At 75.0% G+C, this 22,909-nt stretch carries 18 protein-coding genes and 1 tRNA gene; 15 read left to right on the top strand and 4 right to left on the bottom strand.

The window, feature by feature from the left end; genetic code table 11:
* Positions 1 to 472: 472 nt before the first annotated feature.
* From AC0KTA_RS40435 to AC0KTA_RS40385, 11 genes are all read left to right on the top strand, one after another.
* Entirely contained in the window at positions 473 to 754 is a 282-nt protein-coding gene (locus AC0KTA_RS40435; RefSeq protein ID WP_481056939.1) for an acyl-CoA carboxylase epsilon subunit, read from the top strand.
* A 126-nt stretch (positions 755 to 880) separates the two neighbouring features.
* Positions 881 to 2,524: an acyl-CoA carboxylase subunit beta gene (locus AC0KTA_RS40430; RefSeq protein WP_481056938.1), complete on the top strand. Its 1,644-nt coding sequence runs from the start codon at positions 881 to 883 to the stop codon at positions 2,522 to 2,524.
* Positions 2,525 to 2,568: 44 nt separating this feature from the next.
* Positions 2,569 to 3,228 (top strand): ScbR family autoregulator-binding transcription factor, encoded by a 660-nt coding sequence (locus AC0KTA_RS40425; protein ID WP_481056937.1) that lies wholly within the window; start codon positions 2,569 to 2,571, stop codon positions 3,226 to 3,228.
* 355 nt (positions 3,229 to 3,583) lie between these two features.
* On the top strand, positions 3,584 to 4,453 hold the full coding sequence (locus AC0KTA_RS40420; protein WP_481056940.1) for an AfsR/SARP family transcriptional regulator: 870 nt from the start codon (positions 3,584 to 3,586) through the stop codon (positions 4,451 to 4,453).
* Positions 4,454 to 5,758: 1,305 nt separating this feature from the next.
* Positions 5,759 to 6,040 (top strand): acyl-CoA carboxylase epsilon subunit, encoded by a 282-nt coding sequence (locus AC0KTA_RS40415; RefSeq protein ID WP_481056939.1) that lies wholly within the window; start codon positions 5,759 to 5,761, stop codon positions 6,038 to 6,040.
* Positions 6,041 to 6,166: 126 nt separating this feature from the next.
* The gene (locus AC0KTA_RS40410) at positions 6,167 to 7,810 is read left to right on the top strand and encodes an acyl-CoA carboxylase subunit beta (protein ID WP_481056938.1); all 1,644 of its coding nucleotides are present in this window, start codon (positions 6,167 to 6,169) and stop codon (positions 7,808 to 7,810) included.
* Between the two features lie 44 nt (positions 7,811 to 7,854).
* On the top strand, positions 7,855 to 8,514 hold the full coding sequence (locus AC0KTA_RS40405) for a ScbR family autoregulator-binding transcription factor (RefSeq protein ID WP_481056937.1): 660 nt from the start codon (positions 7,855 to 7,857) through the stop codon (positions 8,512 to 8,514).
* Positions 8,515 to 8,869: 355 nt separating this feature from the next.
* Entirely contained in the window at positions 8,870 to 9,736 is an 867-nt protein-coding gene (locus AC0KTA_RS40400) for an AfsR/SARP family transcriptional regulator (RefSeq protein ID WP_481056936.1), read from the top strand.
* Positions 9,737 to 10,267: 531 nt separating this feature from the next.
* Positions 10,268 to 11,089, top strand: coding sequence for an AfsR/SARP family transcriptional regulator (locus AC0KTA_RS40395; protein ID WP_481056935.1), 822 nt, complete (start codon positions 10,268 to 10,270; stop codon positions 11,087 to 11,089).
* A gap of 204 nt (positions 11,090 to 11,293) precedes the next feature.
* A complete protein-coding gene (locus tag AC0KTA_RS40390; protein ID WP_481056934.1) occupies positions 11,294 to 12,253 on the top strand; it encodes an aromatase/cyclase in 960 nt (319 codons plus the stop codon).
* 345 nt (positions 12,254 to 12,598) lie between these two features.
* Positions 12,599 to 15,034 carry a condensation domain-containing protein gene (locus tag AC0KTA_RS40385; protein ID WP_481056933.1) on the top strand — a complete coding sequence of 812 codons (2,436 nt, stop codon included), beginning with the start codon at positions 12,599 to 12,601 and terminating at the stop codon, positions 15,032 to 15,034.
* A 236-nt stretch (positions 15,035 to 15,270) separates the two neighbouring features.
* Here the strand turns inward: AC0KTA_RS40385 and AC0KTA_RS40380 are convergent, their stop codons facing one another.
* Together AC0KTA_RS40380 and AC0KTA_RS40375 are read right to left on the bottom strand one after the other, a co-directional pair.
* Positions 15,271 to 16,293, bottom strand: a complete 1,023-nt coding sequence (locus AC0KTA_RS40380) for an AfsR/SARP family transcriptional regulator (RefSeq protein ID WP_481056932.1) — start codon at positions 16,291 to 16,293, stop codon at positions 15,271 to 15,273.
* Between the two features lie 44 nt (positions 16,294 to 16,337).
* Entirely contained in the window at positions 16,338 to 17,141 is an 804-nt protein-coding gene (locus AC0KTA_RS40375) for a thioesterase II family protein (RefSeq protein ID WP_481056931.1), read from the bottom strand.
* Between the two features lie 649 nt (positions 17,142 to 17,790).
* Here AC0KTA_RS40375 and AC0KTA_RS40370 point away from each other — a divergent pair.
* The 3 genes from AC0KTA_RS40370 (at position 17,791) to AC0KTA_RS40360 (ending at position 20,915) form a co-directional block, all read left to right on the top strand.
* Positions 17,791 to 19,587, top strand: coding sequence for an acyl-CoA dehydrogenase family protein (locus tag AC0KTA_RS40370; RefSeq protein WP_481056930.1), 1,797 nt, complete (start codon positions 17,791 to 17,793; stop codon positions 19,585 to 19,587).
* 87 nt (positions 19,588 to 19,674) lie between these two features.
* Positions 19,675 to 20,016: an acyl carrier protein gene (locus AC0KTA_RS40365; RefSeq protein ID WP_481056929.1), complete on the top strand. Its 342-nt coding sequence runs from the start codon at positions 19,675 to 19,677 to the stop codon at positions 20,014 to 20,016.
* The gene (locus AC0KTA_RS40360) at positions 20,013 to 20,915 is read left to right on the top strand and encodes a 4'-phosphopantetheinyl transferase family protein (RefSeq protein ID WP_481056928.1); all 903 of its coding nucleotides are present in this window, start codon (positions 20,013 to 20,015) and stop codon (positions 20,913 to 20,915) included. The genes AC0KTA_RS40365 and AC0KTA_RS40360 overlap by 4 nt, the downstream gene beginning before the upstream one ends.
* A 197-nt stretch (positions 20,916 to 21,112) precedes the next feature.
* On the opposite strand, the gene AC0KTA_RS40355 is transcribed toward AC0KTA_RS40360, so the two are convergent.
* A tRNA-OTHER gene (locus AC0KTA_RS40355) sits at positions 21,113 to 21,199 on the bottom strand.
* A 225-nt stretch (positions 21,200 to 21,424) separates the two neighbouring features.
* Here AC0KTA_RS40355 and AC0KTA_RS40350 point away from each other — a divergent pair.
* The gene (locus AC0KTA_RS40350; RefSeq protein WP_481056927.1) at positions 21,425 to 21,862 is read left to right on the top strand and encodes a hypothetical protein; all 438 of its coding nucleotides are present in this window, start codon (positions 21,425 to 21,427) and stop codon (positions 21,860 to 21,862) included.
* A gap of 100 nt (positions 21,863 to 21,962) precedes the next feature.
* On the opposite strand, the gene AC0KTA_RS40345 is transcribed toward AC0KTA_RS40350, so the two are convergent.
* Positions 21,963 to 22,793, bottom strand: a complete 831-nt coding sequence (locus AC0KTA_RS40345) for an alpha/beta fold hydrolase (RefSeq protein WP_481056926.1) — start codon at positions 22,791 to 22,793, stop codon at positions 21,963 to 21,965.
* Positions 22,794 to 22,909 lie beyond the last annotated feature (116 nt).

The following is a 22,909-nucleotide window of genomic DNA, read 5'->3' as shown; positions in this document are numbered from 1 at the left end:
CCACCGGCCCGGCCCACCGGCCCGGCCCACCGGCCCGGCCCACCGGCCCGGCCCACCGGCCCGGCCGCGCCCGGCCCCCCGGGTGCCAGGCGAACCCCCAGCTCACGGGCGGCAGTTCAGACCACGCCCGCCCCCATGTCCCGCCCGCGCCCGCCCTCCCGGGCCCGCGGTCCCCGCGCCTGCGGCCCCCGCCCCTCCGTCCCGCCCGGGCCCGCGGCCTCCGCCCTCCGCTCCCGCCCGCGGCCTCCGCCCTCCGCTCCCGCCCGCGGCCTCCGCCCTCCGGCCCCGCCCGGGGTCGTCGCCCGTGGCGGGGCGGGCCGGGCGCTGCGCCGCCCCGCGCTGCCCGCACGCTGCCCCCCCGTGCTGCCCACGTGCGGCCGCGGGCCGCGCCCGCACAGTGGGGTGTCTCCAGGGGGATCCGAGCGCCTCTTGAGCCGTGCGGCAGACCGTGGGCCAAACGCGAGGAGGGTCCGTGGAGAGTGCCGGAGGCGAAAGCGCCCTGCTCAGGATCGAGCGCGGGCAGGTGAGTGCGGAGGAACTCGCCGCGCTCGCCGTGGTCCTGGGCGCGCTGCTGGCCGCGTCCCGGCCCGGCGCCCGGGAGGCGGGCGCCCCCCACGGCCACCCCGGCCACCACCCCGGCGGCGGTGACGGCGCCGGGGCGGGGGAGGGCGTGTGCTGGCCCGCGCCCGCGGGCTCGGGTGCCTATCAGGCGCCGGACAGCTGGCGGCGGGTGCCGGGCGGCGAGGGGCGATGATCGGCCAACTCCACCCCACCTCTAAAGAAACCATGCATGCGGTTTGTTACTCTGCGCGTGCGGTCCTGCCGGCCGTGCCCGCGCCGATACACGGCAGTTCACCCGAACACGGGAAAGGGGATGGCCATGGCGACGGTGATCCAGCCCGCGGCGCCCGCGGCGCAGCCGGCCGGCACGCGCGAGCGGGCAGCGCAGCCGGCCGGCACACAGGAGCGGGCGGCTGATGCGCGGGGGCGGGCGGGCGAGCTGGCGGCGATCCGTGCGCTGGCGCTGGCCGGCCCGGGTGAGAAGGCGACCGGTGCGCAGCATGCCCGGGGCAAGCTGACCGCGCGCGAGCGGATCGGGCTGCTGCTGGACGAGGGCTCGTTCACGGAGGTCGAGCAGTTGCGCCGGCACCGGGCGAGCGGTTTCGGCCTGGAGGCCAACAGGCCCTACACCGACGGTGTGGTCACCGGCTGGGGCACCGTGGAGGGCCGCACGGTCTTCGTGTACGCGCACGACTTCCGGATCTTCGGCGGGGCGCTGGGCGAGGCGCACGCCACGAAGATCCACAAGGTCATGGACATGGCCCTCGCGGCCGGTGCGCCGCTGGTCTCCCTCAACGACGGGGCGGGCGCCCGGATCCAGGAGGGCGTCTCGGCGCTGGCCGGCTACGGCGGCATCTTCCGGCGCAACACCCGGGCCTCCGGGGTCATCCCGCAGATCAGCGTCATGCTGGGGCCGTGCGCGGGCGGGGCGGCCTACAGTCCGGCGCTGAGCGATTTCGTGTTCATGGTGCGTGAGACCGCGCAGATGTTCATCACCGGCCCGGACGTGGTCCGCGCGGTCACCGGCGAGGAGATCTCCCACAACGGGCTGGGCGGGGCGGATGTGCACGCCGAGACCTCCGGGGTGTGCCACTTCGCCTACGACGACGAGGAGACCTGCCTGGCCGAGGTCCGCTATCTGCTGTCGATGCTGCCCTCCAACAACCGCGCCGCCCCGCCCGCGCTGGCCGCTTCCGATCCGGCCGGGCGCCGCTGCGAGGCGCTGCTGGACCTGGTGCCGGCGGACGGCAGCCGCCCCTACGACATGCACGCGGTGATCGCCGAACTCGTCGACGACGGCGACTTCCTGGAGGTCCACGAGGCCTGGGCGCGCAACATCATCTGCGCCCTGGCCCGCCTGGACGGCAAGGTGGTGGGCATCGTCGCCAGCCAGCCGCAGGTTCTGGCCGGGGTGCTGGACATCGACGCCTCCCAGAAGGCGGCCCGCTTCGTCACGATGTGCGACGCCTTCAACATCCCGATCGTGACCCTGCTGGACGTGCCCGGTTTCCTGCCCGGCGTCGACCAGGAGCACGGCGGCATCATCCGCCACGGCGCCAAGCTTTTGTACGCCTACTGCAACGCGAGCGTGCCGCGGATCTCGCTGGTCCTGCGCAAGGCCTACGGCGGCGCCTACATCGTCATGGACTCCCAGTCCATCGGCGCCGACCTCACCTACGCCTGGCCGACCAACGAGATCGCCGTCATGGGCGCCGAGGGCGCCGCCAACGTCATCTTCCGCCGGAAGATCGCCGCGGCCGCCGACCCCGAGGCCGTGCGCGCGGCCATGGTCAAGGAGTACAAGGCCGAGCTGATGCACCCCTACTACGCCGCCGAGCGCGGCCTGGTCGACGACGTCATCGACCCGGCCGGCACCCGGGCGGTGCTCATCGCCGCGCTGGCGATGCTGCGCACCAAGCACGCGGATCTGCCCTCACGCAAACACGGCAACCCGCCGCAGTAACCACGCAGACGCACGGGGGAATGTGACACACAGTCAGGAGAAAGATGATGGTGCAGCAGGAGCGTGCCGCGCGCACGCGGGAGTCGTTGATGCGGGCGGCGGCCGAGGCGTTCGCCGCGGACGGCTTCGTGCCCACCACCCTGGCCACCATCAGCAGACGGGCCGGCGTCAGCAACGGGGCGCTGCACTTCCACTTCGAGAACAAGCACGACCTGGCCCGGGCCGTGGAAGCCGCCGCCGCCGACACCGTCCGCCACATCACCCGCAGTGCCGAACAGCGCCAGGACAGCGCCCTGCAGGGCCTCATCGACGCCACCCACGCGCTGATGAGCCGCCTGGAGGAGGACGCGGTGGTGCGGGCCGGCTTCGAGCTGGTGGGCACCGCCCCCCGCCGCGGCTACAACGGCGGGGACAGCGACCTGCGCGGGGAGTGGCAGCGCTGGATCGACGCGGTGCTGCACACCGCCAAGGACAACGGCGAGCTCGCCGACGGCGTCTCGGCGGCCGAGGCCTCCACCGCCGTCGTCGCGGCGACCGTGGGCTTTGAGGTGCTGGGCGTCAAGGACCCCAAGTGGGTCTCCCGGCGCACCCTCAGCCAGTACTGGGAACTGATGCTGCCCCGCCTGGCCTCCCCCCACCGGCTGGCCGAGCTCCTCCCGCACGGCCCCGGCGCCGGCCTCTTCGGCCCCGCCCCCCGCCCCTGACCGAACCCGAACAGAGGGGTGCCCCCGTCCGGGTGAACCGCGGCCGGGGGCACCCCTGCACCCCCCGCCGCACCCGCACCCCCGGCCGCACCCCCACGCCCGCCCGCCCCGCGGCACCCCGCGGCAGCCGTCCTCCCGCTCGACAGAGCCTCGAGGACGGCTCGCCCGGCCGGCCGCGGGCGGGCGACAGGGCGGGACAGGGCAGCGGAATACCCCCCAAAGATACAAACCATCCGTGCGGTTTTGTATTGACAGGGTGGGCCCGGCCTTCTTGAATCTGGGGTGGGCAACGCCCCCCCGCGAGCGGCACCCTCCACGCCCCCACCCACGCCCCGCCCACGTTCAGGGAGACGCTGTGGACATCGACGTACTCGGCGCACTGGCAGTCAGGCACAACGGGATCTCCGTCACGCCCACGGCCCCCAAGCCGCGCCAGGTCCTGGCGCTGCTGGCGCTGCATGCGGACCGGGTGGTGCCGGTCTCCGCGCTGACCGAGGAGCTGTGGGGCGCCACTCCGCCGCGCAGCGCCCGCACCACCCTGCAGACCTACGTCCTGCAGCTGCGCGAACTCATCGCCCACGCCCACCACCCCACCACCACCCGCCAGGCGGCGCACAGCAGCCGCCCGCAGGACACCCGCGCGGCGGCACGCCGTGCCAAGGAGGTGCTGGTGACCACGCCGGGCGGTTATGTGTTGTGCGGGGGTGGGGGGCGCAGTGATGTGCGGGAGTTCGAGCGGCTGGCGGGCGGGGGTTACCGGGCGATGGATGCGGGTGACTTCGCTGGTGCGGCGCGGCAGTTGGGGCAGGCTCTGGGGTTGTTTTCGGGGGTGGTGCTGGCGGATGTGCGGGCGGGGGTGCTGCTGGAGATGGAGATCCGCCGGCTGGAGGAGAGCCGGCTGTGCGCTTTGGACCAGCGGATCGAGGCGGATCTGCGGCTGGGGCGCCATCGTGAGCTGCTGGCGGAGCTGACGGTGTTGGTGAGCCGCTATCGGACGCATGAGTCTTTGCACGGGCAGTTCATGCTGGCCCTGCACCGTTCCGGGCGGCGCGGGGAGGCCCTGGAGGTCTACCAGCGGCTGCGCACCACCCTGGTCAGGGAACTGGGCCTGGAGCCGTCTGCGGGACTGCGCCGGCTGCAGCACTCCATCCTCACCACCGGACCGGACACCCGGCTTCCGGCCCCCCGGCCCGGCGGCGAAAGCCCCCTCGTCCCCGCAGGCTGACCCCCCCCAACCCCCTCCGGCACGCCCCGGCACATCCCGGCGCCCGCCCGACGGCCCGGCCCCGCCCGGCAAGCGCCTACCCCACGCCGCCCCACCGCCCCCCCCAAGCAGGAGCACCGGAAGCCGCCCCCCCCGGGCGCCCGCCGGGCGCCCGCCCCCGGCTACGCCTCCGCCCCGGCTACGCCTCCGCCCCGGCTACGCCTCCGCCCTCGGTTCCGCTTCCGCTTCTGCCCCTCCGCCCCCGTCTCCGTTCCCGTTCCCGTTCCCGTCTTTCTGCCTCCGCTGCCGCCCTCGGCTCCGCTTTCGCTCCCGTCCCTCCGGCTCCGCTTCCGCCCTCCGGCTCGGTGTCCGCTCCGGCCCTCCGGGCCAGGGGTGTTCCGGCGGAATCCGGCCATCCGCACAGGGCTGCCGCCCCGCCCCGGGGGCGCACCGGCAGGCCGCCGCGACAGCCGCCCGGCACCCGGCGAACTCCCCACCCCGCCACCGCCGCCCGAAGCCCGCACCCCCGGCCGGCCCGCCCCGGGCCCGCCCTTTCCGCATGCGCGCGGACCACGGCCGGCCCGCCCCTTTTCGCGTACGCGCGGACCCTTGGCCGGACACCGGGACCGCGCCCGCCAACAGCACCCCCCGCACCCCCCCGCACCGCCACATCGCACCGCCACACCGCACCGCCACACCGCACCGCCACACCGCACCACCAGCGGCCGCACCACCGCGCCGCACACCGGCAGCACCCGGGGCCGCACCGGCCTGGCCCACCGGCCTGGCCCACCGGCCTGGCCCACCGGCCTGGCCCACCGGCCCGGCCCACCGGCCCGGCCCACCGGCCCGGCCCACCGGCCCGGCCCACCGGCCCGGCCCACCGGCCCGGCCCACCGGCCCGGCCCACCGGCCCGGCCGCGCCCGGCCCCCCGGGTGCCAGGCGAACCCCCAGCTCACGGGCGGCAGTTCAGACCACGCCCGCCCCCATGTCCCGCCCGCGCCCGCCCTCCCGGGCCCGCGGTCCCCGCGCCTGCGGCCCCCGCCCCTCCGTCCCGCCCGGGCCCGCGGCCTCCGCCCTCCGCTCCCGCCCGCGGCCTCCGCCCTCCGCTCCCGCCCGCGGCCTCCGCCCTCCGGCCCCGCCCGGGGTCGTCGCCCGTGGCGGGGCGGGCCGGGCGCTGCGCCGCCCCGCGCTGCCCGCACGCTGCCCCCCCGTGCTGCCCACGTGCGGCCGCGGGCCGCGCCCGCACAGTGGGGTGTCTCCAGGGGGATCCGAGCGCCTCTTGAGCCGTGCGGCAGACCGTGGGCCAAACGCGAGGAGGGTCCGTGGAGAGTGCCGGAGGCGAAAGCGCCCTGCTCAGGATCGAGCGCGGGCAGGTGAGTGCGGAGGAACTCGCCGCGCTCGCCGTGGTCCTGGGCGCGCTGCTGGCCGCGTCCCGGCCCGGCGCCCGGGAGGCGGGCGCCCCCCACGGCCACCCCGGCCACCACCCCGGCGGCGGTGACGGCGCCGGGGCGGGGGAGGGCGTGTGCTGGCCCGCGCCCGCGGGCTCGGGTGCCTATCAGGCGCCGGACAGCTGGCGGCGGGTGCCGGGCGGCGAGGGGCGATGATCGGCCAACTCCACCCCACCTCTAAAGAAACCATGCATGCGGTTTGTTACTCTGCGCGTGCGGTCCTGCCGGCCGTGCCCGCGCCGATACACGGCAGTTCACCCGAACACGGGAAAGGGGATGGCCATGGCGACGGTGATCCAGCCCGCGGCGCCCGCGGCGCAGCCGGCCGGCACGCGCGAGCGGGCAGCGCAGCCGGCCGGCACACAGGAGCGGGCGGCTGATGCGCGGGGGCGGGCGGGCGAGCTGGCGGCGATCCGTGCGCTGGCGCTGGCCGGCCCGGGTGAGAAGGCGACCGGTGCGCAGCATGCCCGGGGCAAGCTGACCGCGCGCGAGCGGATCGGGCTGCTGCTGGACGAGGGCTCGTTCACGGAGGTCGAGCAGTTGCGCCGGCACCGGGCGAGCGGTTTCGGCCTGGAGGCCAACAGGCCCTACACCGACGGTGTGGTCACCGGCTGGGGCACCGTGGAGGGCCGCACGGTCTTCGTGTACGCGCACGACTTCCGGATCTTCGGCGGGGCGCTGGGCGAGGCGCACGCCACGAAGATCCACAAGGTCATGGACATGGCCCTCGCGGCCGGTGCGCCGCTGGTCTCCCTCAACGACGGGGCGGGCGCCCGGATCCAGGAGGGCGTCTCGGCGCTGGCCGGCTACGGCGGCATCTTCCGGCGCAACACCCGGGCCTCCGGGGTCATCCCGCAGATCAGCGTCATGCTGGGGCCGTGCGCGGGCGGGGCGGCCTACAGTCCGGCGCTGAGCGATTTCGTGTTCATGGTGCGTGAGACCGCGCAGATGTTCATCACCGGCCCGGACGTGGTCCGCGCGGTCACCGGCGAGGAGATCTCCCACAACGGGCTGGGCGGGGCGGATGTGCACGCCGAGACCTCCGGGGTGTGCCACTTCGCCTACGACGACGAGGAGACCTGCCTGGCCGAGGTCCGCTATCTGCTGTCGATGCTGCCCTCCAACAACCGCGCCGCCCCGCCCGCGCTGGCCGCTTCCGATCCGGCCGGGCGCCGCTGCGAGGCGCTGCTGGACCTGGTGCCGGCGGACGGCAGCCGCCCCTACGACATGCACGCGGTGATCGCCGAACTCGTCGACGACGGCGACTTCCTGGAGGTCCACGAGGCCTGGGCGCGCAACATCATCTGCGCCCTGGCCCGCCTGGACGGCAAGGTGGTGGGCATCGTCGCCAGCCAGCCGCAGGTTCTGGCCGGGGTGCTGGACATCGACGCCTCCCAGAAGGCGGCCCGCTTCGTCACGATGTGCGACGCCTTCAACATCCCGATCGTGACCCTGCTGGACGTGCCCGGTTTCCTGCCCGGCGTCGACCAGGAGCACGGCGGCATCATCCGCCACGGCGCCAAGCTTTTGTACGCCTACTGCAACGCGAGCGTGCCGCGGATCTCGCTGGTCCTGCGCAAGGCCTACGGCGGCGCCTACATCGTCATGGACTCCCAGTCCATCGGCGCCGACCTCACCTACGCCTGGCCGACCAACGAGATCGCCGTCATGGGCGCCGAGGGCGCCGCCAACGTCATCTTCCGCCGGAAGATCGCCGCGGCCGCCGACCCCGAGGCCGTGCGCGCGGCCATGGTCAAGGAGTACAAGGCCGAGCTGATGCACCCCTACTACGCCGCCGAGCGCGGCCTGGTCGACGACGTCATCGACCCGGCCGGCACCCGGGCGGTGCTCATCGCCGCGCTGGCGATGCTGCGCACCAAGCACGCGGATCTGCCCTCACGCAAACACGGCAACCCGCCGCAGTAACCACGCAGACGCACGGGGGAATGTGACACACAGTCAGGAGAAAGATGATGGTGCAGCAGGAGCGTGCCGCGCGCACGCGGGAGTCGTTGATGCGGGCGGCGGCCGAGGCGTTCGCCGCGGACGGCTTCGTGCCCACCACCCTGGCCACCATCAGCAGACGGGCCGGCGTCAGCAACGGGGCGCTGCACTTCCACTTCGAGAACAAGCACGACCTGGCCCGGGCCGTGGAAGCCGCCGCCGCCGACACCGTCCGCCACATCACCCGCAGTGCCGAACAGCGCCAGGACAGCGCCCTGCAGGGCCTCATCGACGCCACCCACGCGCTGATGAGCCGCCTGGAGGAGGACGCGGTGGTGCGGGCCGGCTTCGAGCTGGTGGGCACCGCCCCCCGCCGCGGCTACAACGGCGGGGACAGCGACCTGCGCGGGGAGTGGCAGCGCTGGATCGACGCGGTGCTGCACACCGCCAAGGACAACGGCGAGCTCGCCGACGGCGTCTCGGCGGCCGAGGCCTCCACCGCCGTCGTCGCGGCGACCGTGGGCTTTGAGGTGCTGGGCGTCAAGGACCCCAAGTGGGTCTCCCGGCGCACCCTCAGCCAGTACTGGGAACTGATGCTGCCCCGCCTGGCCTCCCCCCACCGGCTGGCCGAGCTCCTCCCGCACGGCCCCGGCGCCGGCCTCTTCGGCCCCGCCCCCCGCCCCTGACCGAACCCGAACAGAGGGGTGCCCCCGTCCGGGTGAACCGCGGCCGGGGGCACCCCTGCACCCCCCGCCGCACCCGCACCCCCGGCCGCACCCCCACGCCCGCCCGCCCCGCGGCACCCCGCGGCAGCCGTCCTCCCGCTCGACAGAGCCTCGAGGACGGCTCGCCCGGCCGGCCGCGGGCGGGCGACAGGGCGGGACAGGGCAGCGGAATACCCCCCAAAGATACAAACCATCCGTGCGGTTTTGTATTGACAGGGTGGGCCCGGCCTTCTTGAATCTGGGGTGGGCAACGCCCCCCCGCGAGCGGCACCCTCCACGCCCCCACCCACGCCCCGCCCACGTTCAGGGAGACGCTGTGGACATCGACGTACTCGGCGCACTGGCAGTCAGGCACAACGGGATCTCCGTCACGCCCACGGCCCCCAAGCCGCGCCAGGTCCTGGCGCTGCTGGCGCTGCATGCGGACCGGGTGGTGCCGGTCTCCGCGCTGACCGAGGAGCTGTGGGGCGCCACTCCGCCGCGCAGCGCCCGCACCACCCTGCAGACCTACGTCCTGCAGCTGCGCGAACTCATCGCCCACGCCCACCACCCCACCACCACCCGCCAGGCGGCGCACAGCCGCCCGCAGGACACCCGCGCGGCGGCACGCCGTGCCAAGGAGGTGCTGGTGACCACGCCGGGCGGTTATGTGTTGTGCGGGGGTGGGGGGCGCAGTGATGTGCGGGAGTTCGAGCGGCTGGCGGGCGGGGGTTACCGGGCGATGGATGCGGGTGACTTCGCTGGTGCGGCGCGGCAGTTGGGGCAGGCTCTGGGGTTGTTTTCGGGGGTGGTGCTGGCGGATGTGCGGGCGGGGGTGCTGCTGGAGATGGAGATCCGCCGGCTGGAGGAGAGCCGGCTGTGCGCTTTGGACCAGCGGATCGAGGCGGATCTGCGGCTGGGGCGCCATCGTGAGCTGCTGGCGGAGCTGACGGTGTTGGTGAGCCGCTATCGGACGCATGAGTCTTTGCACGGGCAGTTCATGCTGGCCCTGCACCGTTCCGGGCGGCGCGGGGAGGCCCTGGAGGTCTACCAGCGGCTGCGCACCACCCTGGTCAGGGAACTGGGCCTGGAGCCGTCTGCGGGACTGCGCCGGCTGCAGCACTCCATCCTCACCACCGGACCCGAACCCGCCGCACCGACGGCGCCCGAGACAGCCAACGAACCCCTCATCCCCGCAAGATGAACACCCCACCCGCTTCGCCTCCTTCACCCCCTCCGCTGCTGTCCCTGCGCCCGCCGCCTCGAACGCGGCGGGCGCACGCGTCTGTTCGCGGGGCCGGGGGCGGGGGTCTGGTGCCCCCGGCGGCCCGGCCGGCGGGCCCGGGCGGCCGGGGGAGCTGGTGAGCGGGGAGACGGAAGGCGGAAGGCGGCCGCCGCCCGGCCCGCCCGCCGCCCCGCCCCCGTGCACAAAAGGCCGCACCCCGTAAACAGAAGAACGGAAGAACGGAAGAACGGGAAAGCGGGGGAGGTTTTCTCTTGGACGGTAGCGGGGACGGGTTTTCGCCGATATGCCGCGCGAGTTGTGCTCCAGCGGTCTTTCACGCTTTCTCGAGCGGCCCCCGGTAGGGGGTGAATTCGCGGCCGGTGGCGGCTGGTCGGGGAAGCCTTGAGTCCTGGTCGACCAAAAGGAGGGGGCCGGGCAATTACGGCTAGTGTGCTCGCGGCGACGGAAATCAGTCACTGAGAGGAACTCGACGAGGTACGGAGGAAACCAGTGAAGATTCAGGTTCTGGGTCCGTTGAGTGCCGAGGTCAACGGGGGATCCATCGTCCCGACGGCCGGCAAGCCGCGGCAGATTCTGTCGCTGCTGGCCCTGTATCCCGGACGGGTGATGCCCGTCCCCATGCTCATGGAGGAGATCTGGGGGACCGAGCCGCCGCAGAGCGCGCTCACCACGCTGCAGACCTACATCCTGCAGCTGCGCCGGCGCCTGGGCACCGCGATGGGCCCCGACGCCCCGGGCGCGGCCAAGGAAGTCCTGGCCACCCGGCACGGCGGCTACCTGATGCAGATACCGGCCACCAGCGTGGACGTGCACGAGTACGAACGCATGGTCACCGAGGGGCGTGCGGCGTTCGAGGCGGGCGACGACGACGCCTCGGCCGGCTGTTTCCGCCAGGCCCTTGACCTGTGGCGGGGGCCCGCGCTGGTCGACGTGCGCCTGGGGCCGATCCTGGAGATCGAGGTCATGCGCCTGGAGGAGAGCCGGCTCGGCACCGTCGAGCGGCGCATCGACGCCGACCTGCGCCTGGGCCGGCACTCCGAACTCATCGCCGAACTCACCGAGCTGACCGCCCGCTACCCCCAGCACGAAGGACTGCACTCCCAGGCCATGGTGGCCCTCTACCGCTCCGGCCGGCAGGCCTCCGCCCTGGACATCTACCGCAAGCTGCGCGTGCGCCTGATCGAGGAACTGGGCGTGGAGCCCTCCCCGCAGGTGCAGCGCCTGCACCAGGCCATGCTGGCCGTCGACCCCCAGCTCGACGTCGTCGCCGGCCCCCGGCGCAGCTCGACCTTCGACCTCTACGCCGCCTGACCCCCCGCCCCCGCCCCCTGCCCCCTTCCAGGCCCCCCGGGAGGGCCCGGCCCGGGGCAACGGCAGGCTCCAGGGGGACTCCGGCCGTCCTTGAGCGGCACCGGACAGACTCTGTCGGACGGCCGCCGTCCGCAGGGCACGCCGAGCGCGGCCGGGCGCCGACGGCACGCGGGCGGCCCTTTTCGACGAGAGAAGGTGGTCTTGGTGGCGGGTGAGCGTGTACGCCGTCTGTCGCACGCGGTCGAGGTGGCCGCGCCCGCGGGAGTCGTCTACGGGTTGATCGCCGATGCCGAGCGCTGGCCGCTGTACTTCCCGCCCAACGTGCACGTGGAGCGCCTCGACTTCGACGGGGTGCGCGAACGGCTGCGGATGTGGGTCCTGGCCGACGGACAGGTCAGGTCCTGGATCTCCACCCGGATCCAGGACTCCGCCCGGCGCCGGGTCACCTTCCGCCAGGACCAGGTCATGGAGCAGGCCGAATCGATGGGCGGCACCTGGACGGTGACCGCGCTGGGGCCCGGGCGCTGCCGGCTGAGCGTGGACCACGAGTTCACCGCCGCCGGCGAACGGCCCCAGGACGTGGCCTGGCTTCAGGCGGCCACCGCCGCCAACGCCCGCTCCGACCTGAAAAGCCTGCGCTTTGTGGCCCAGCACTGGGCGCGCCTGGACGAACTGGTGATGTCCTTCGAGGAGTCGGTACGCGTCAAGGGGCCCGCCGAACTCGTCTACGGCTTCCTCTACGACGTCGCCGACTGGCCCGAGCAGGTCCCGCACGTGCGCCGGGCCGAGGTGGCCGAGCCCCAGGTCGGCGTCCAGCAGGTGGCCCTGGACCTCGCCGGCGGAGACGGCGGCGGCGTGCGCACCGTCACCTCGGTACGGGTGTGCTTCCCCCACGCCGGCCGCATCGTCCACAAGGAGACCGCGCCGCGCCGGCTGCTGGCCGCGCACTGCGGCGAATGGTCGGTCGTGCCCGACGAACACGGCGTCACCGTGCTGGCCCAGCACCACGCCGTGCTGCGCGAGAAGGACATCGAAGCGGTCCTCGGCGCCGGCGCCACCCTCAGCGACGCCCGCCGCCGCGTGCAGGCCGAACTCAGCTACCAGAGCCTGCAGACCCTGCGCCTGGCCCAGCAGCACGCCGAATCCGCCGTCCGCGTCCTGTAACCGGGCGGCGGCAGGGGGCGGGGCCAGGGGCTGCCGGACCTGGCGGGCCCCGGCCCCTGAGGGCCGCTCGACAGGCCGGCCAGGCGGCACGGAACACCGCTCAAGACGCCCACCGCACCGCCCGCGCCCGCCCCGCGCAGGCCACACCCGCCCCGGCGGGCAGGCCAGGGCAGCGGCTGCACCGGGCAGGGCAGCACGCGGGGAAACCTGCAGCGGCCGCTGTCAGCGGCACGTCAGCCCGCCGTGGGGCCGCGGACCATACTCGGTCCCCGCGCTCGAAGGAGAGGAGGGAGGGGCCCCTTCGCCGCCGCACTCCGTGCGGGGTGCGCGGGCCCCGCAGAGCCGATGACCGTCGAACGCACCGTACAGGTGTCGCTGACCGCCGTGCTTGCCCTCAACGGCCCGGCACACGACGCCCCGTGCACCCTCGAACTGCGCGGCCCCCTCCAGGCCGAGCTGCTGGACGCCGCGCTCGCCCGCCTCGCCGCCGACCGGCCCGCACTGCGCCAGATCGAGCCCCCCACCGTGCGCCGGACACCGGGAGGCCACATCCTTACCTGCGCCGCCGCCTACCCGCTGGGCGTACTCGCCGACCTGCTCACCGCCGCACCCGCCCACCCCCACACCGCCCCCGCCGACACCGGATACGACACCGCTGCCGGCGACACCGAGTACGGCACCGCTGTTGGCGGGACCGGATACGACACCGGGCAGGGCGGAACCGGGTACGACACCGCCGTCGGCGACACCGGGCACGGCACCGGGGACGGCGGCGCCGGGTACGGCGGGACCGGGTACGGCGCCGGGTACGGCGGCACCGGCAGAGCCGAGGACGGTGACACCAGGTATGGCACCGGGGACGGGACCGGATACGGCGCCGGGGACGGCGGCGACACCGGGGACGGCGGCACCGGGGACGGCGGGATCGGATACGGCGCCGGGGACGGCGGGGGCGGGCCGCAGGGTCTGTCTGCCCGGCGGCGGCCGGTGCGGCTGCCGGAGCCGCTGGCGCTGAGCCCGCTGCAGCGTGAACTGCTGGCCGGCACCGCCGAGTTCCCCCACCAGCAGATCGCCCAGCTGCTGCGGCGCTGGCACGGGCCGCTGGACACCGGCCGGTTCACCGCCGCCTGGCAGCGCGTCTTCGACCACGAGAGCGTGCTGCGCGCGGCCCTGGTCTTCGATCCCCACCCCGCGCTTGCGCTGCACGCCCATGCCCGCGCGGACGTGCGCCGCCACCGGCACGGCACGCTGAGCCGGCGGGCTCTGATGGAACAGGAGCGCCGGCGCGGCTTCGAGCCGGGCCTGCCGGGCCTGCTGCGGGCCGCGCTGCTGGACGGGCCGCCCCCCGAACCGCAGCAGGGCAGTGTGTCGCCCACCGACGTCATCCTCACCTACCACCGCGGGTTGCTGGACGGGCGCAGCGTGCGCCTGCTGCTGCAGGAGTTCTACCGCGCCTATCTCGCCGCGGGCCGCGGGCACGGCGGCGAACGCCGCCCCGACCTGCGCGACTACCGGCGCTGGCTGGCCGCCCAGGACCCGGCGCCGGCCCGGGACTTCTGGACCCGCACCACCAACGCGGCCGGCCTCGGCGCCGGGCTGCCGCGCGCCCGGGCGGGCGCCGTCACCGGCCGCCGCGGCACCGGCCGCACCCTGGCCCGGCTCAGCCGCGCCGAGGCCGCGCGCCTGGCGGAGTGGGCGGCCCGCTGGGGAGCCACGCCCAGCAGCGCGCTGCAGACGGTGTGGGCGATGGTCCTGTTCGCCGCGGCCGGCCCGGGACGCGGCCCGGCCCCGGTCACCTTCAGCGTCACGGTGTCCGGGCGCGGCATCGCGATGGAGGGCATCGAACGCGTTCCCGGCCCCTTCGACAACCCGCTGCCCCTGAGCCTCACCGTGGACCCGGCCGCCCCGGTGGGCGCCCTGCTGCGCGCGGTGCGCGACCGGGTCCTGGACCTGTCCGCCTACGAATGGGTCTCCGCCGGACAGATCCGCCACTGGCTCACCCCCACCCCCGCCGGCACCAACACCGGCGGTGGCGGGGGCGGGCCGGCGACGCTGCTGTGTTTCGAGCATCCTCCGCGCCCGCCCAGGGGCCTGGCCGCGGAACTCGCCGCGCAGGGCGTCCGCGTGGAGGACACCGGCCCGGCCACCGGCGCGACCGCCTTCGCCGTCGGTGTCGTCGCCCACCACGACAGCGCCGGAGATCTCGTGCTGAGCGCGGTGCACGACCGCGGCCGGCTGCACGACGACCAGGTGGCGCAGCTGCTCGCCCACAGCGCCCGGCTGCTGCGCGAACTGCCCGCCGGCGCGGGGGAGTCGACCACCGTCGCCCAGGCGCTCTCCCCCCTGGCCCGCACCGAGACGCCGCGCCTGTACGAGCCGGTGGCCCGGCCGGCCGGGCGGCGCCTGCTGCACCTGCGCGGCCCGGCCAGGACCGGCGCCGGAACCATCTGCCTGATCGCCCCGCCCGGCACCCCCGAGCGCTGCCACACCGACTTCGCCCGCCGCTACCAGGGGCCCCAGGCCCTGGCCGTGCTGCGCGCGGACGCGGACCGGATGCCGCAGTGCCTCACGGCGCTGCGGCCCCTGCTGGGCGCGGGCGAGCGCCTGGTGCTCGGCGGCTTCTCCGGGGCCGGCGCGCTGGCCTGCCACCTCGCCGGGCACATCGCGGCCGCCGGCGGCCGGGCGCCGCTGGTGGTCCTGGGCGCGCCGCACGCCGCGGGCGAGGGCCGGATGCGCGACCTGGCGCGGGCGCTGGCCGCGGCCGCCCGGCGCCCGAGATGACCCCGGCCGCCGTACAAAGCAGCAACAGGGCGGCAGGGAGCGGCGGCCGGCCCGGGAGCCGGGGGAAGCCCTGGACGGGCCGCCGCGGACAGGGGGGCGAGATACCCGAGCACCCCGGCGGCCGGGGCCGGGGTGCTCGCGTATCTCGCCCCGCAACCGTGCCGCGCACCGCCACAGCCGTCCTGGAGCACCGCTGGTGTACGGGCAGAAGGGGGCCAGGGGGGCGGGGGGTGCGGTCAGCGGCCTCCGGCCGCGGCGCCGGCCGCGGCCGTCAACTGCTCGAAGCGGCGCAGCAGTTGTTGCTGCTCCAGCCGCAGGCCCTCGATGCGGTGGTGCAGGCGGGCGATCTGGCTGCCCAGCGAGACAACCGACGCCTCACCCCCGCCCCCGCCTCCGCCCCCGCCTCCGGCCCCGGGGCCGGTCCTGACATCGCCCCGGTCCGGGCCCCGGTCCGGGCCGGTGTGCCGCGGGGCAGGGGGGCTCGGCCGGGCCAGGGCCGGGTCCTGTCTGAGGATGGCTTCCATGCGGCCGCGCAAGCCCGGGCCCGGCTCCACGCCGAGTTCGTGCACCAGGCGTTTGCGCGCCCGGTCGTAGACGCCGAGCGCCTCCGCCTGGCGGCCGCAGCGGTAGAGCGCGACCATCAGCAGGTCGTAGAACCGCTCGCGCATGGGGTGATCGCAGGTCAGCTCCTCCAGCTCGCCGGTGACCTCGCCGTGCCGCCCGGCGAGCAGCGACGCCTCGTAGAGCATCTCCAGGGCGCTGATGCGGTGTTCCTCCAGCTGCGCGGCCTCGGCCGCGCAGATGTCGCCGTGCGTGCTGCCCTCCAGGGCCGGGCCGCGCCACAACGACAGCGCCCTGCGCCAGAGTCCGGCGGCCCGGGCCGGGTCGTGGGGCGCGGCCTGCCGGGCCTGTGCGGCCAGGTGGTTGAAGCGCTGGGCGTCGGTGCCGGCCGGGCCCAGGCGCAGCACATAGCCCAGCGAGCGGGTGGTGATCCACTCGTGCGGCGGCCTGCCGGGCGTCCCGGCGGGCTCGGGCAGGCGGCGCCGCAGCCGGGCCACATGGGCCTGCAGGGCGTTCGCCGCGTTCGCCGGGGGGTGATCGCCCCACAGTTCGTCGATCAGCCGGTGCACCGACACCTCGTGGCCGGCCTTGACCACGAGCGCGCCGAGCAGGGCGCGCTGCTTGGCGCCGGCCGGATGGATCCACCGGCCGGCTGCCTCGTCCTGGATCTCCACGGGACCGAGGATGCGGAACTGCATCTGTCCCCCTTCATGTCGCAAGCGGGCAGTGGGTGGCGCCGCGGTCAGCGGGACGTGCCGGCCCGCCCCGCCGACGCCGCCCCGGCCGCCCCGGCGGCTTCAGTGGGCTCGGCGGGCCGGGCGGGCTCGGTGAGGGCCGTGGTCACGTCCTGGCGGATCCGTGCGAGCAGCGGGCCGGGGTCGTCCTGGAAGTAGAAGTGGCCGCCCTGAAGGACCCGCAGGCCCAGGAAGCGCTCGGTGTGCCGCTCCCAGCCGGCCAGGCGCCGCGGCGGCACCGACACGTCCTCGCTGCCCCCGAACACCGACAGCGCCACCGGCAGCGGCCCGGTGCCCGGCCGCGGCCGCCAGGTCTCCGCCAGCCGCAGGTCGCCGCGGATCAGCGGGTCGTACAGCGCCCACAGATCGGGGTTGTCGAAGACCTCCTCGGGGGTGCCGCCCAGCAGCTCCAGGTGGGTCTGCAGTTCGGCGTCGGGCAGCTGGTGACGCTGGGTGTCCTGGCCCTGGGCGCCGGGGGCGGCGCGCGCGGACAGCCCCAGCCACACCGGCAGCGCCCGGCCCCGGGCGGCGAGCTGGACACACATCTCGTAGGCGAGCACGGCGCCCATGCTGTGCCCGAAGAAGGCGTAGGGGGGCTCGAGTTCGGGTGTGATGCGGCGCAGGAAGAAGTCGGCGAGGCGCACGGCGTCGTCCAGCGGCGGCAGGTCACCGAGCCGGCCGCGCCCGGGGGCGTCCAGCAGGCGCACGTCCCACCGGCCGGGCAGCAGGCCGGGCCAGTGGCGGTAGGTCACGTGCGAGCCGCCCGCGTGGTGGAAGACGAACAGGCGCAGCGCCGTCGGGGTGGCGTCCATCGCTCTCCCTCAAAAACGGGGCCGCACATTCCCTGTGCGGCCGGGGGGAAGTCGGGGCGGAAGTCATGCGCGCAAAAACGCGGGCGAAAAGTGCGGGAGGAAGTGCGGGTGGAAGCAGGGGCGGGCGGTTCTTCACCGGGCAGGGGTGCGCGGTGCGGATTTCGTTTCCCGGTGTACTTTCGAAACCCTAGTGGGTGTACGGAAAACGGGGCGCGGACGCCAGGGGGATTCCGCTCGCCGTGTGAGCGTTCTTGAGTGCCTTTCAGCCCGCCGGACCGCACGGGAAACCCCGGGAAACACGGGGAAACCACGGGGAACGCGGGGAACACGGGAAGCCGGGGAAGCACGGGAAGGTCCGGGAAGCGCCGGGGGGATCTTTTCCCGCGCCTGCGGCCCGCCCGCGAATGATCCGCCCGTAAATGATCGGGGCATAAATGATCCGGTGCGCGCAATTCGGGAAAGCCCCGCCGGGCGGGCGCGCGGGGCCCGCCGGGATGTGCCCGGTGTACAGGGGGGGGCGGGGTCTGTGGCCGTCCGCGTGCGCATCTCAAGTGATCCTCCAGAGGGGTTGGTGAGGCTCGGCACACAAGGTTGGTGAGGACTGCCGCGGGACGCGGGGTGTCCTTGCCCGGCGGAAGGTGGCGGATCGATGGCTTGGACGACGCTCGCCGTATCCCACAACGAGGCGGCCGGCCGGCCGCGGGCAGCGGACCCCCTGCATTCCGAGGCGGCGGTCGCCGCCCGCGTCGCCGACCTGGAGCGGCGTTTCGGCGACCCCTGGGATGCGGCCAACACCCTGGGGCACGCCGGGATCCTGGCCGCCGACGAGCGCGGGCTGCCCCAGGCCGAGGCCGAGCAGCTCCTGGACGGCTTCGGCCTCAACGCCGAGTTCGTGCCCGCGGCCCTGGGCGGGCGCCTGGTGCGGGCCGACTCCCTGGCCCGGGTGCTGCGCGCGGTCTTCCGCCGCGACCAGGCGCTGGGCACCGGCTACGGCGCCTTCTCGGTGCTGGCCGGCGCCTCGGTGTGGGCGGCCGGCAGCCGCGCCCAGCAGCGGTGGGCGGCCGGCCTGCTGCTCGGCGGCGGCCGCCTGGCCGTCTCCTACCGCGAACTGGCGCACGGCAACGCCTTCCTGCGCGACGAGTTCACCCTCACCCCCGGCCCCGGCGCGGGGCGGGTGCTCAGCGGCACCAAGCGGGTCATCATCAACGCCGACCGGGCCCGCGGCCTGGTGATCGTGTGCCGCAGCTCCGCCGGTGCGGGCAGCCGGTCCCACTCCACCCTGCTGCTGGACCGCGAGGCGCTGCCCGCCGGCCGGGTCCGCGACCTTGAGCGCTATCCGATGGTGGGGATGCGCGGCTGCCCGATGACCGGCCTTGAGTTCACCGACTGCCCCGTGCCCGAGTCCGGCCTGCTGGGCGCGGAGGGTGACGGCGTCGAACTGGCCCTGCGGTCCTTCGCGTTCACCCGCAGCGTGCTGCCCTCGATGGTGCTGGGCGGCGCCGACACCGCGCTGCGCACCGCGCTGCGCTTCGCCGTCCTGCGCGGGGTCGGCGGGCGCGCGGTGGAGCGCAACCCGCAGGCACGCCGCACCCTGGCCGGCGCCTTCACCGACCTGCTGATCTGCGACAGCCTGGCCCTGGCGAGCACCCGCGCGGCCGGCCTGTGCCTGGGCATCACCGGCGTCTACGCCGCGGCCACCAAGTACCTGCTGCCCATCCTGCTGCACGACGCCGTGCACGAGCTGTCCGTGCTGCTGGGCTCCAGCATCTACGTGCGCGACGGCGAGTTCGGCATCTTCCAGAAACACGTACGGGACCTGCCGGTGACCAGCCTCGGGCACGCCGGGGCGGCCGCCGCGCTGTCCACCATCAGCCCCGAGCTGTCCGCCCTGGCCCGCCGCTCCTGGCTCACCGGCACGCCTGGCGGCGCCGCCGCCCCTGCCCTGTTCACGCTGCGCGGCGAGCTGCCCGCCCTGGACTTCGCCCGCCTGGGCACCCTGGCCGCCGACGACGTGCTGTGCGCCGAACTGGCCGCCGCCGAAAGCCTGGACACCTCCATGGCGGGGGAGTGCGCGGGCGTGCTGCGCCCCCTGCTGGGCCACCTGGCCGGCGAGCTGCGCCGGCTGCGCGAGGCGTGCGCGGCCCTTGCCCCCTTGAGCCGGCACTCGCTGGCCAACCCGCACACCTACGCGCTGGCCGACCGCTACACGCTGCTGCTGGCCGCCGCCGCCTGCCTGGGCGTGTGGCGCCACCAGCAGGCCGGCACGGACACCTTCCTGGCCAGGCCGCACTGGCTGGTGAGCGCGCTGCTGCGGATCTGCACCCGCCTGGGCATCGGCACCCCCGCCCACGCGCCCGGCCCCGAGGCCGAGGTCTTCACCGAGCTGTCGCGCCGCTTCACCCAGGCCGCCAGCTTCGATCTGTACGACACCCCGCTGGCCGCCTGACCCCCGCCCCGCCGGAGGCCCGGCACACACCGCACCGCACGCACCGCACCGCACGCATCGCATGGATCGCACGTACCGGAGGAGAACATGAGTGAACTGCTGCTGGACCGGGTCGCCGACGACGTCGTCGCGGCGCTGGAGACGGGGCGGGCACCGGCCGGTGCGCACAGCCGGCTCTATGAGGACCTGGGCTTTGACTCCCTGATGCTCATCGAGCTGGTGGACCGGCTGCAGGAACGCCGCCCGGCCCTGGGCGAACTGCCGCTGCCCGACATGGTGGGCGGCATGGCCGACATCGGCTCCCTGACCGACCTGCTGCGCGCCGCCGCACAGCCCGCCGAGCCCGCACAGCCCGCACAGCCCGCCGAGCCCGTGCAGGGCGCGCCCTCCGCCGCGGGGGACGCGGGGGACGCGGGGGGCGCGGCGTGACGACGGGCGGGGCGGCCTCCGCGGTGCTGCCCGCGCCGTCCGCGCTCGCGGAGCCGCTGCAGGTGACACCCCAGGGCCCCTGGCACACCGTGCGCCGTGAACTGGCCGGGCGGGGCAGCGTGGTGGTCTTCGCCCGCCTGGGCGACTGGCTGAGCGACTGGCAGGCCGACACCGGCGCCGACTCCGCGCTGCCGGCGCTGCTCGGGCGGGACTGGGAACGCTTCACGCAGATGACCAACGACGACGTCCGCGGCCGCTTCCTGGCCTCGCGGCTGCTGCTGAAGTACGCGGCCGCCGCGGTCCTGGAGGCCCGCCCGGCCGACATCGACCTGGCCTACAAACCCGGCGGGCGCCCCTACCTGCGCGGCTGCGACCAGGTGGACATCAGCCTCAGCCACACCGCCGACCTGCTGGTCGTCGGCGTCACCCGGCGCGGCTGGATCGGCGTGGACGCGGAACTGTCCAGCCGGCAGCTGCGCGGATCGGCGGTGGAGCGCCAGATCTGCACCCCCTACGAGACCGAGCTGCTGGCCAGGACGGGACAGCGGGCGCGCAACGCGGCCCTGGTGCGGCTGTGGACGCTGAAAGAGGCCTACAGCAAGGCGATCGGGCAGGGCCTGCGGTTCCGTTTCACCGAGTTCGGGTTCGCGCCCGGGGCCCGGCGCGTGCAGGTGCTGCGCCCGGACGGCACGCCGGGCTCGGGCGACGAGTGGAGCTTTTGCACCTGGTCGGTGGCCGGCCAGTACACGGTGAGCGTCGCGCTGGTCGACCTCGGCTTCGACGACGCGGTCGATGTCGCCGCCCGCACGATGCTGGACGAGGGCATGGCCGAGGCGCTGCTGCGCCGGCCCCAGCCCACCACGTGGACGGCCCAGCGGGAGGTCCGCGGCCCGCTGTGAGCCGGGCGGAGCATGGATGGCCGGGCGGGTGCCGGGGGCGGATTCCCGGCCGCCCGGCCCTTGCCACGCCGCCACGCATACGGCCCCGCCGCCACGCATACGGTGCGGCGGCCGCGTGTGCGGTGCGGCGGCGGGCCGTACGCACGAAGACCGGCCCCCTGCTGCGGGGCCGGTCTTCATACGAGGGTCGCCTCGGGCGGAGAGGGCAGGATTCGAACCTGCGTGGGCTTGCACCCGACTGAAGCGAACTCCGGTCCCCGATAAGCCACTCCGGGCACCTCTCCCTGCCGTCAAAGGGGGGGCGGTCCGGTCCGGTTTCCCGTCCCTTGGTCCGTTCCCTTTCGACAACAACCAGCATGCCGGTGCCTGCTGATACGCCTCTGACGCGCCCCTGGCGGCCCGGTGGTGCGGTGGTGCGGTGGGTGCGAGGGCAGTGTCAGGTGCTGGTCAGAGACCCGTGGCAGCGTCGCTTCAGCGACACCCACCCCCTAAGGAGACCGGGAGACATCATGACGACGAACCAGGCCACGGGGAGGACCGCGGGCGCGGCGGGTGCGGGCGCGGCGGCTGCGGCGGGGCCGCTGCGGCTGTTCCTCGCACTGGACGCCGCGGTGACCGGGGCATGCGGCCTGATCTACCTGCTCGCCGCCGGCCCGGTGGGCCGGCTGCTCGATGTGGACAGCGCCTTGGTGCGCGGCGCCGGCGCCTTTCTGGCCGTCTACGGCGTGCTGGTGGTGCTCCTGGCGGCCCGGCCCGTGCCGCCGGCCGCACCCACCAAGGCGGTCATCGAGGTCAATGTGCTGTGGGCGGTGGCCTCTGTCGCCGTGCTCGTCTTCGGCCTGTTGGAGCCTTCCGTGGCGGGCACCGTGTGGATCCCGCTGCAGGCGCTCGTGGTCGCCGCCTTCGCCGCCCTCCAGCTCGGCGGGCTGCGCCGGGCGCACGGCTAGCCGCGGCGTCCGCCCGCAGCGCCGCGCCCGCACCGCCCGGCAGTCCCGGGTGGTGCGGGCGCGGCATGCATGTCCCCCCCCGGGCGCCGGGGGCGGGGGGCTACTGGGTGGCGAAGTCGAGGAGTTCGGTGTTCAGGCGGTCGGTGTGGGTGGCGAACAGGCCGTGCGCGGCGCCTTCGTAGACCACGGTGCGGCTGCCGGGGATCAGTGAGGCGCTGCGGTGCGCGCACAGCTCAAGGGGTGCGCTGGGGTCGGCGTCGCCGTGGACGATGAGGGTGGGCACGTCGACGTCGCACAGGTCCTGGCGCAGGTCCTCGGTGAACAGGGTGCGGGTGATTTCCACGCTCGCGCGCGGGGAGCTGTCCAGGGCCTGGCGGGTCATGAAGTCCACCAGCTGGGGCGAGAGGGTCAGCGAGTCCGGTGCGGCCCCGGGGCCGCCGAAGAACGGGACGGCGCACTGGGCCATGTAGTCGGCCCGGTCGGTTCGCATCGCGGTGGTGATCTCTTCCAGGACGGCCGCCTCGATGCCGTCGGGGTTGTCCTCGGCGCGCAGCAGGTAGGGGGTGGTGGAGCAGACCAGGGCCAGGCGGTCCACCTGCCGGGAGCCGTGGCGGGCCAGGTAGCGCACGGCTTCGCCGCCGCCCATCGCGTAGCCGACCAGGGTGATGCCGGACAGCTGCAGGTGGTCGATGAGGCCGGCGAGGTCGTCGGCCAGGGTGTCGTAGTCGTAGCCGTTCCAGGGCCGCTCGGAGCGGCCGAAGCCGCGCCGGTCGGGCAGGATGCAGCGCAGTCCGTGCTCGGCCAGGTGCAGGGCCTGGAACTCCCACATGCGGGAGTTCATGGTGGCCGAGGCCAGGAGGACGACCGGCCGGCCGGCCCCCCAGTCCTCGTAGTGCAGCTGGGTGCCGTCCTTGGCGGTGAACAGGGGCATGGTGACCTACCAGATGAAGACGGGCGGGCAGGGGGAAGGGAGAGAAAGGGGAGAAAGGGGAGAAAGGGGAGAAGGGGGAGAAGGGGGAGAAGGGGAGGGAGCGGGCGGTTCGGCGG

This window comes from Streptomyces sp. Y309 (assembly GCF_056712025.1).
Note: the sequence above shows the minus strand (reverse complement) of the source record. Positions and strands in the feature narration are given on the sequence as shown.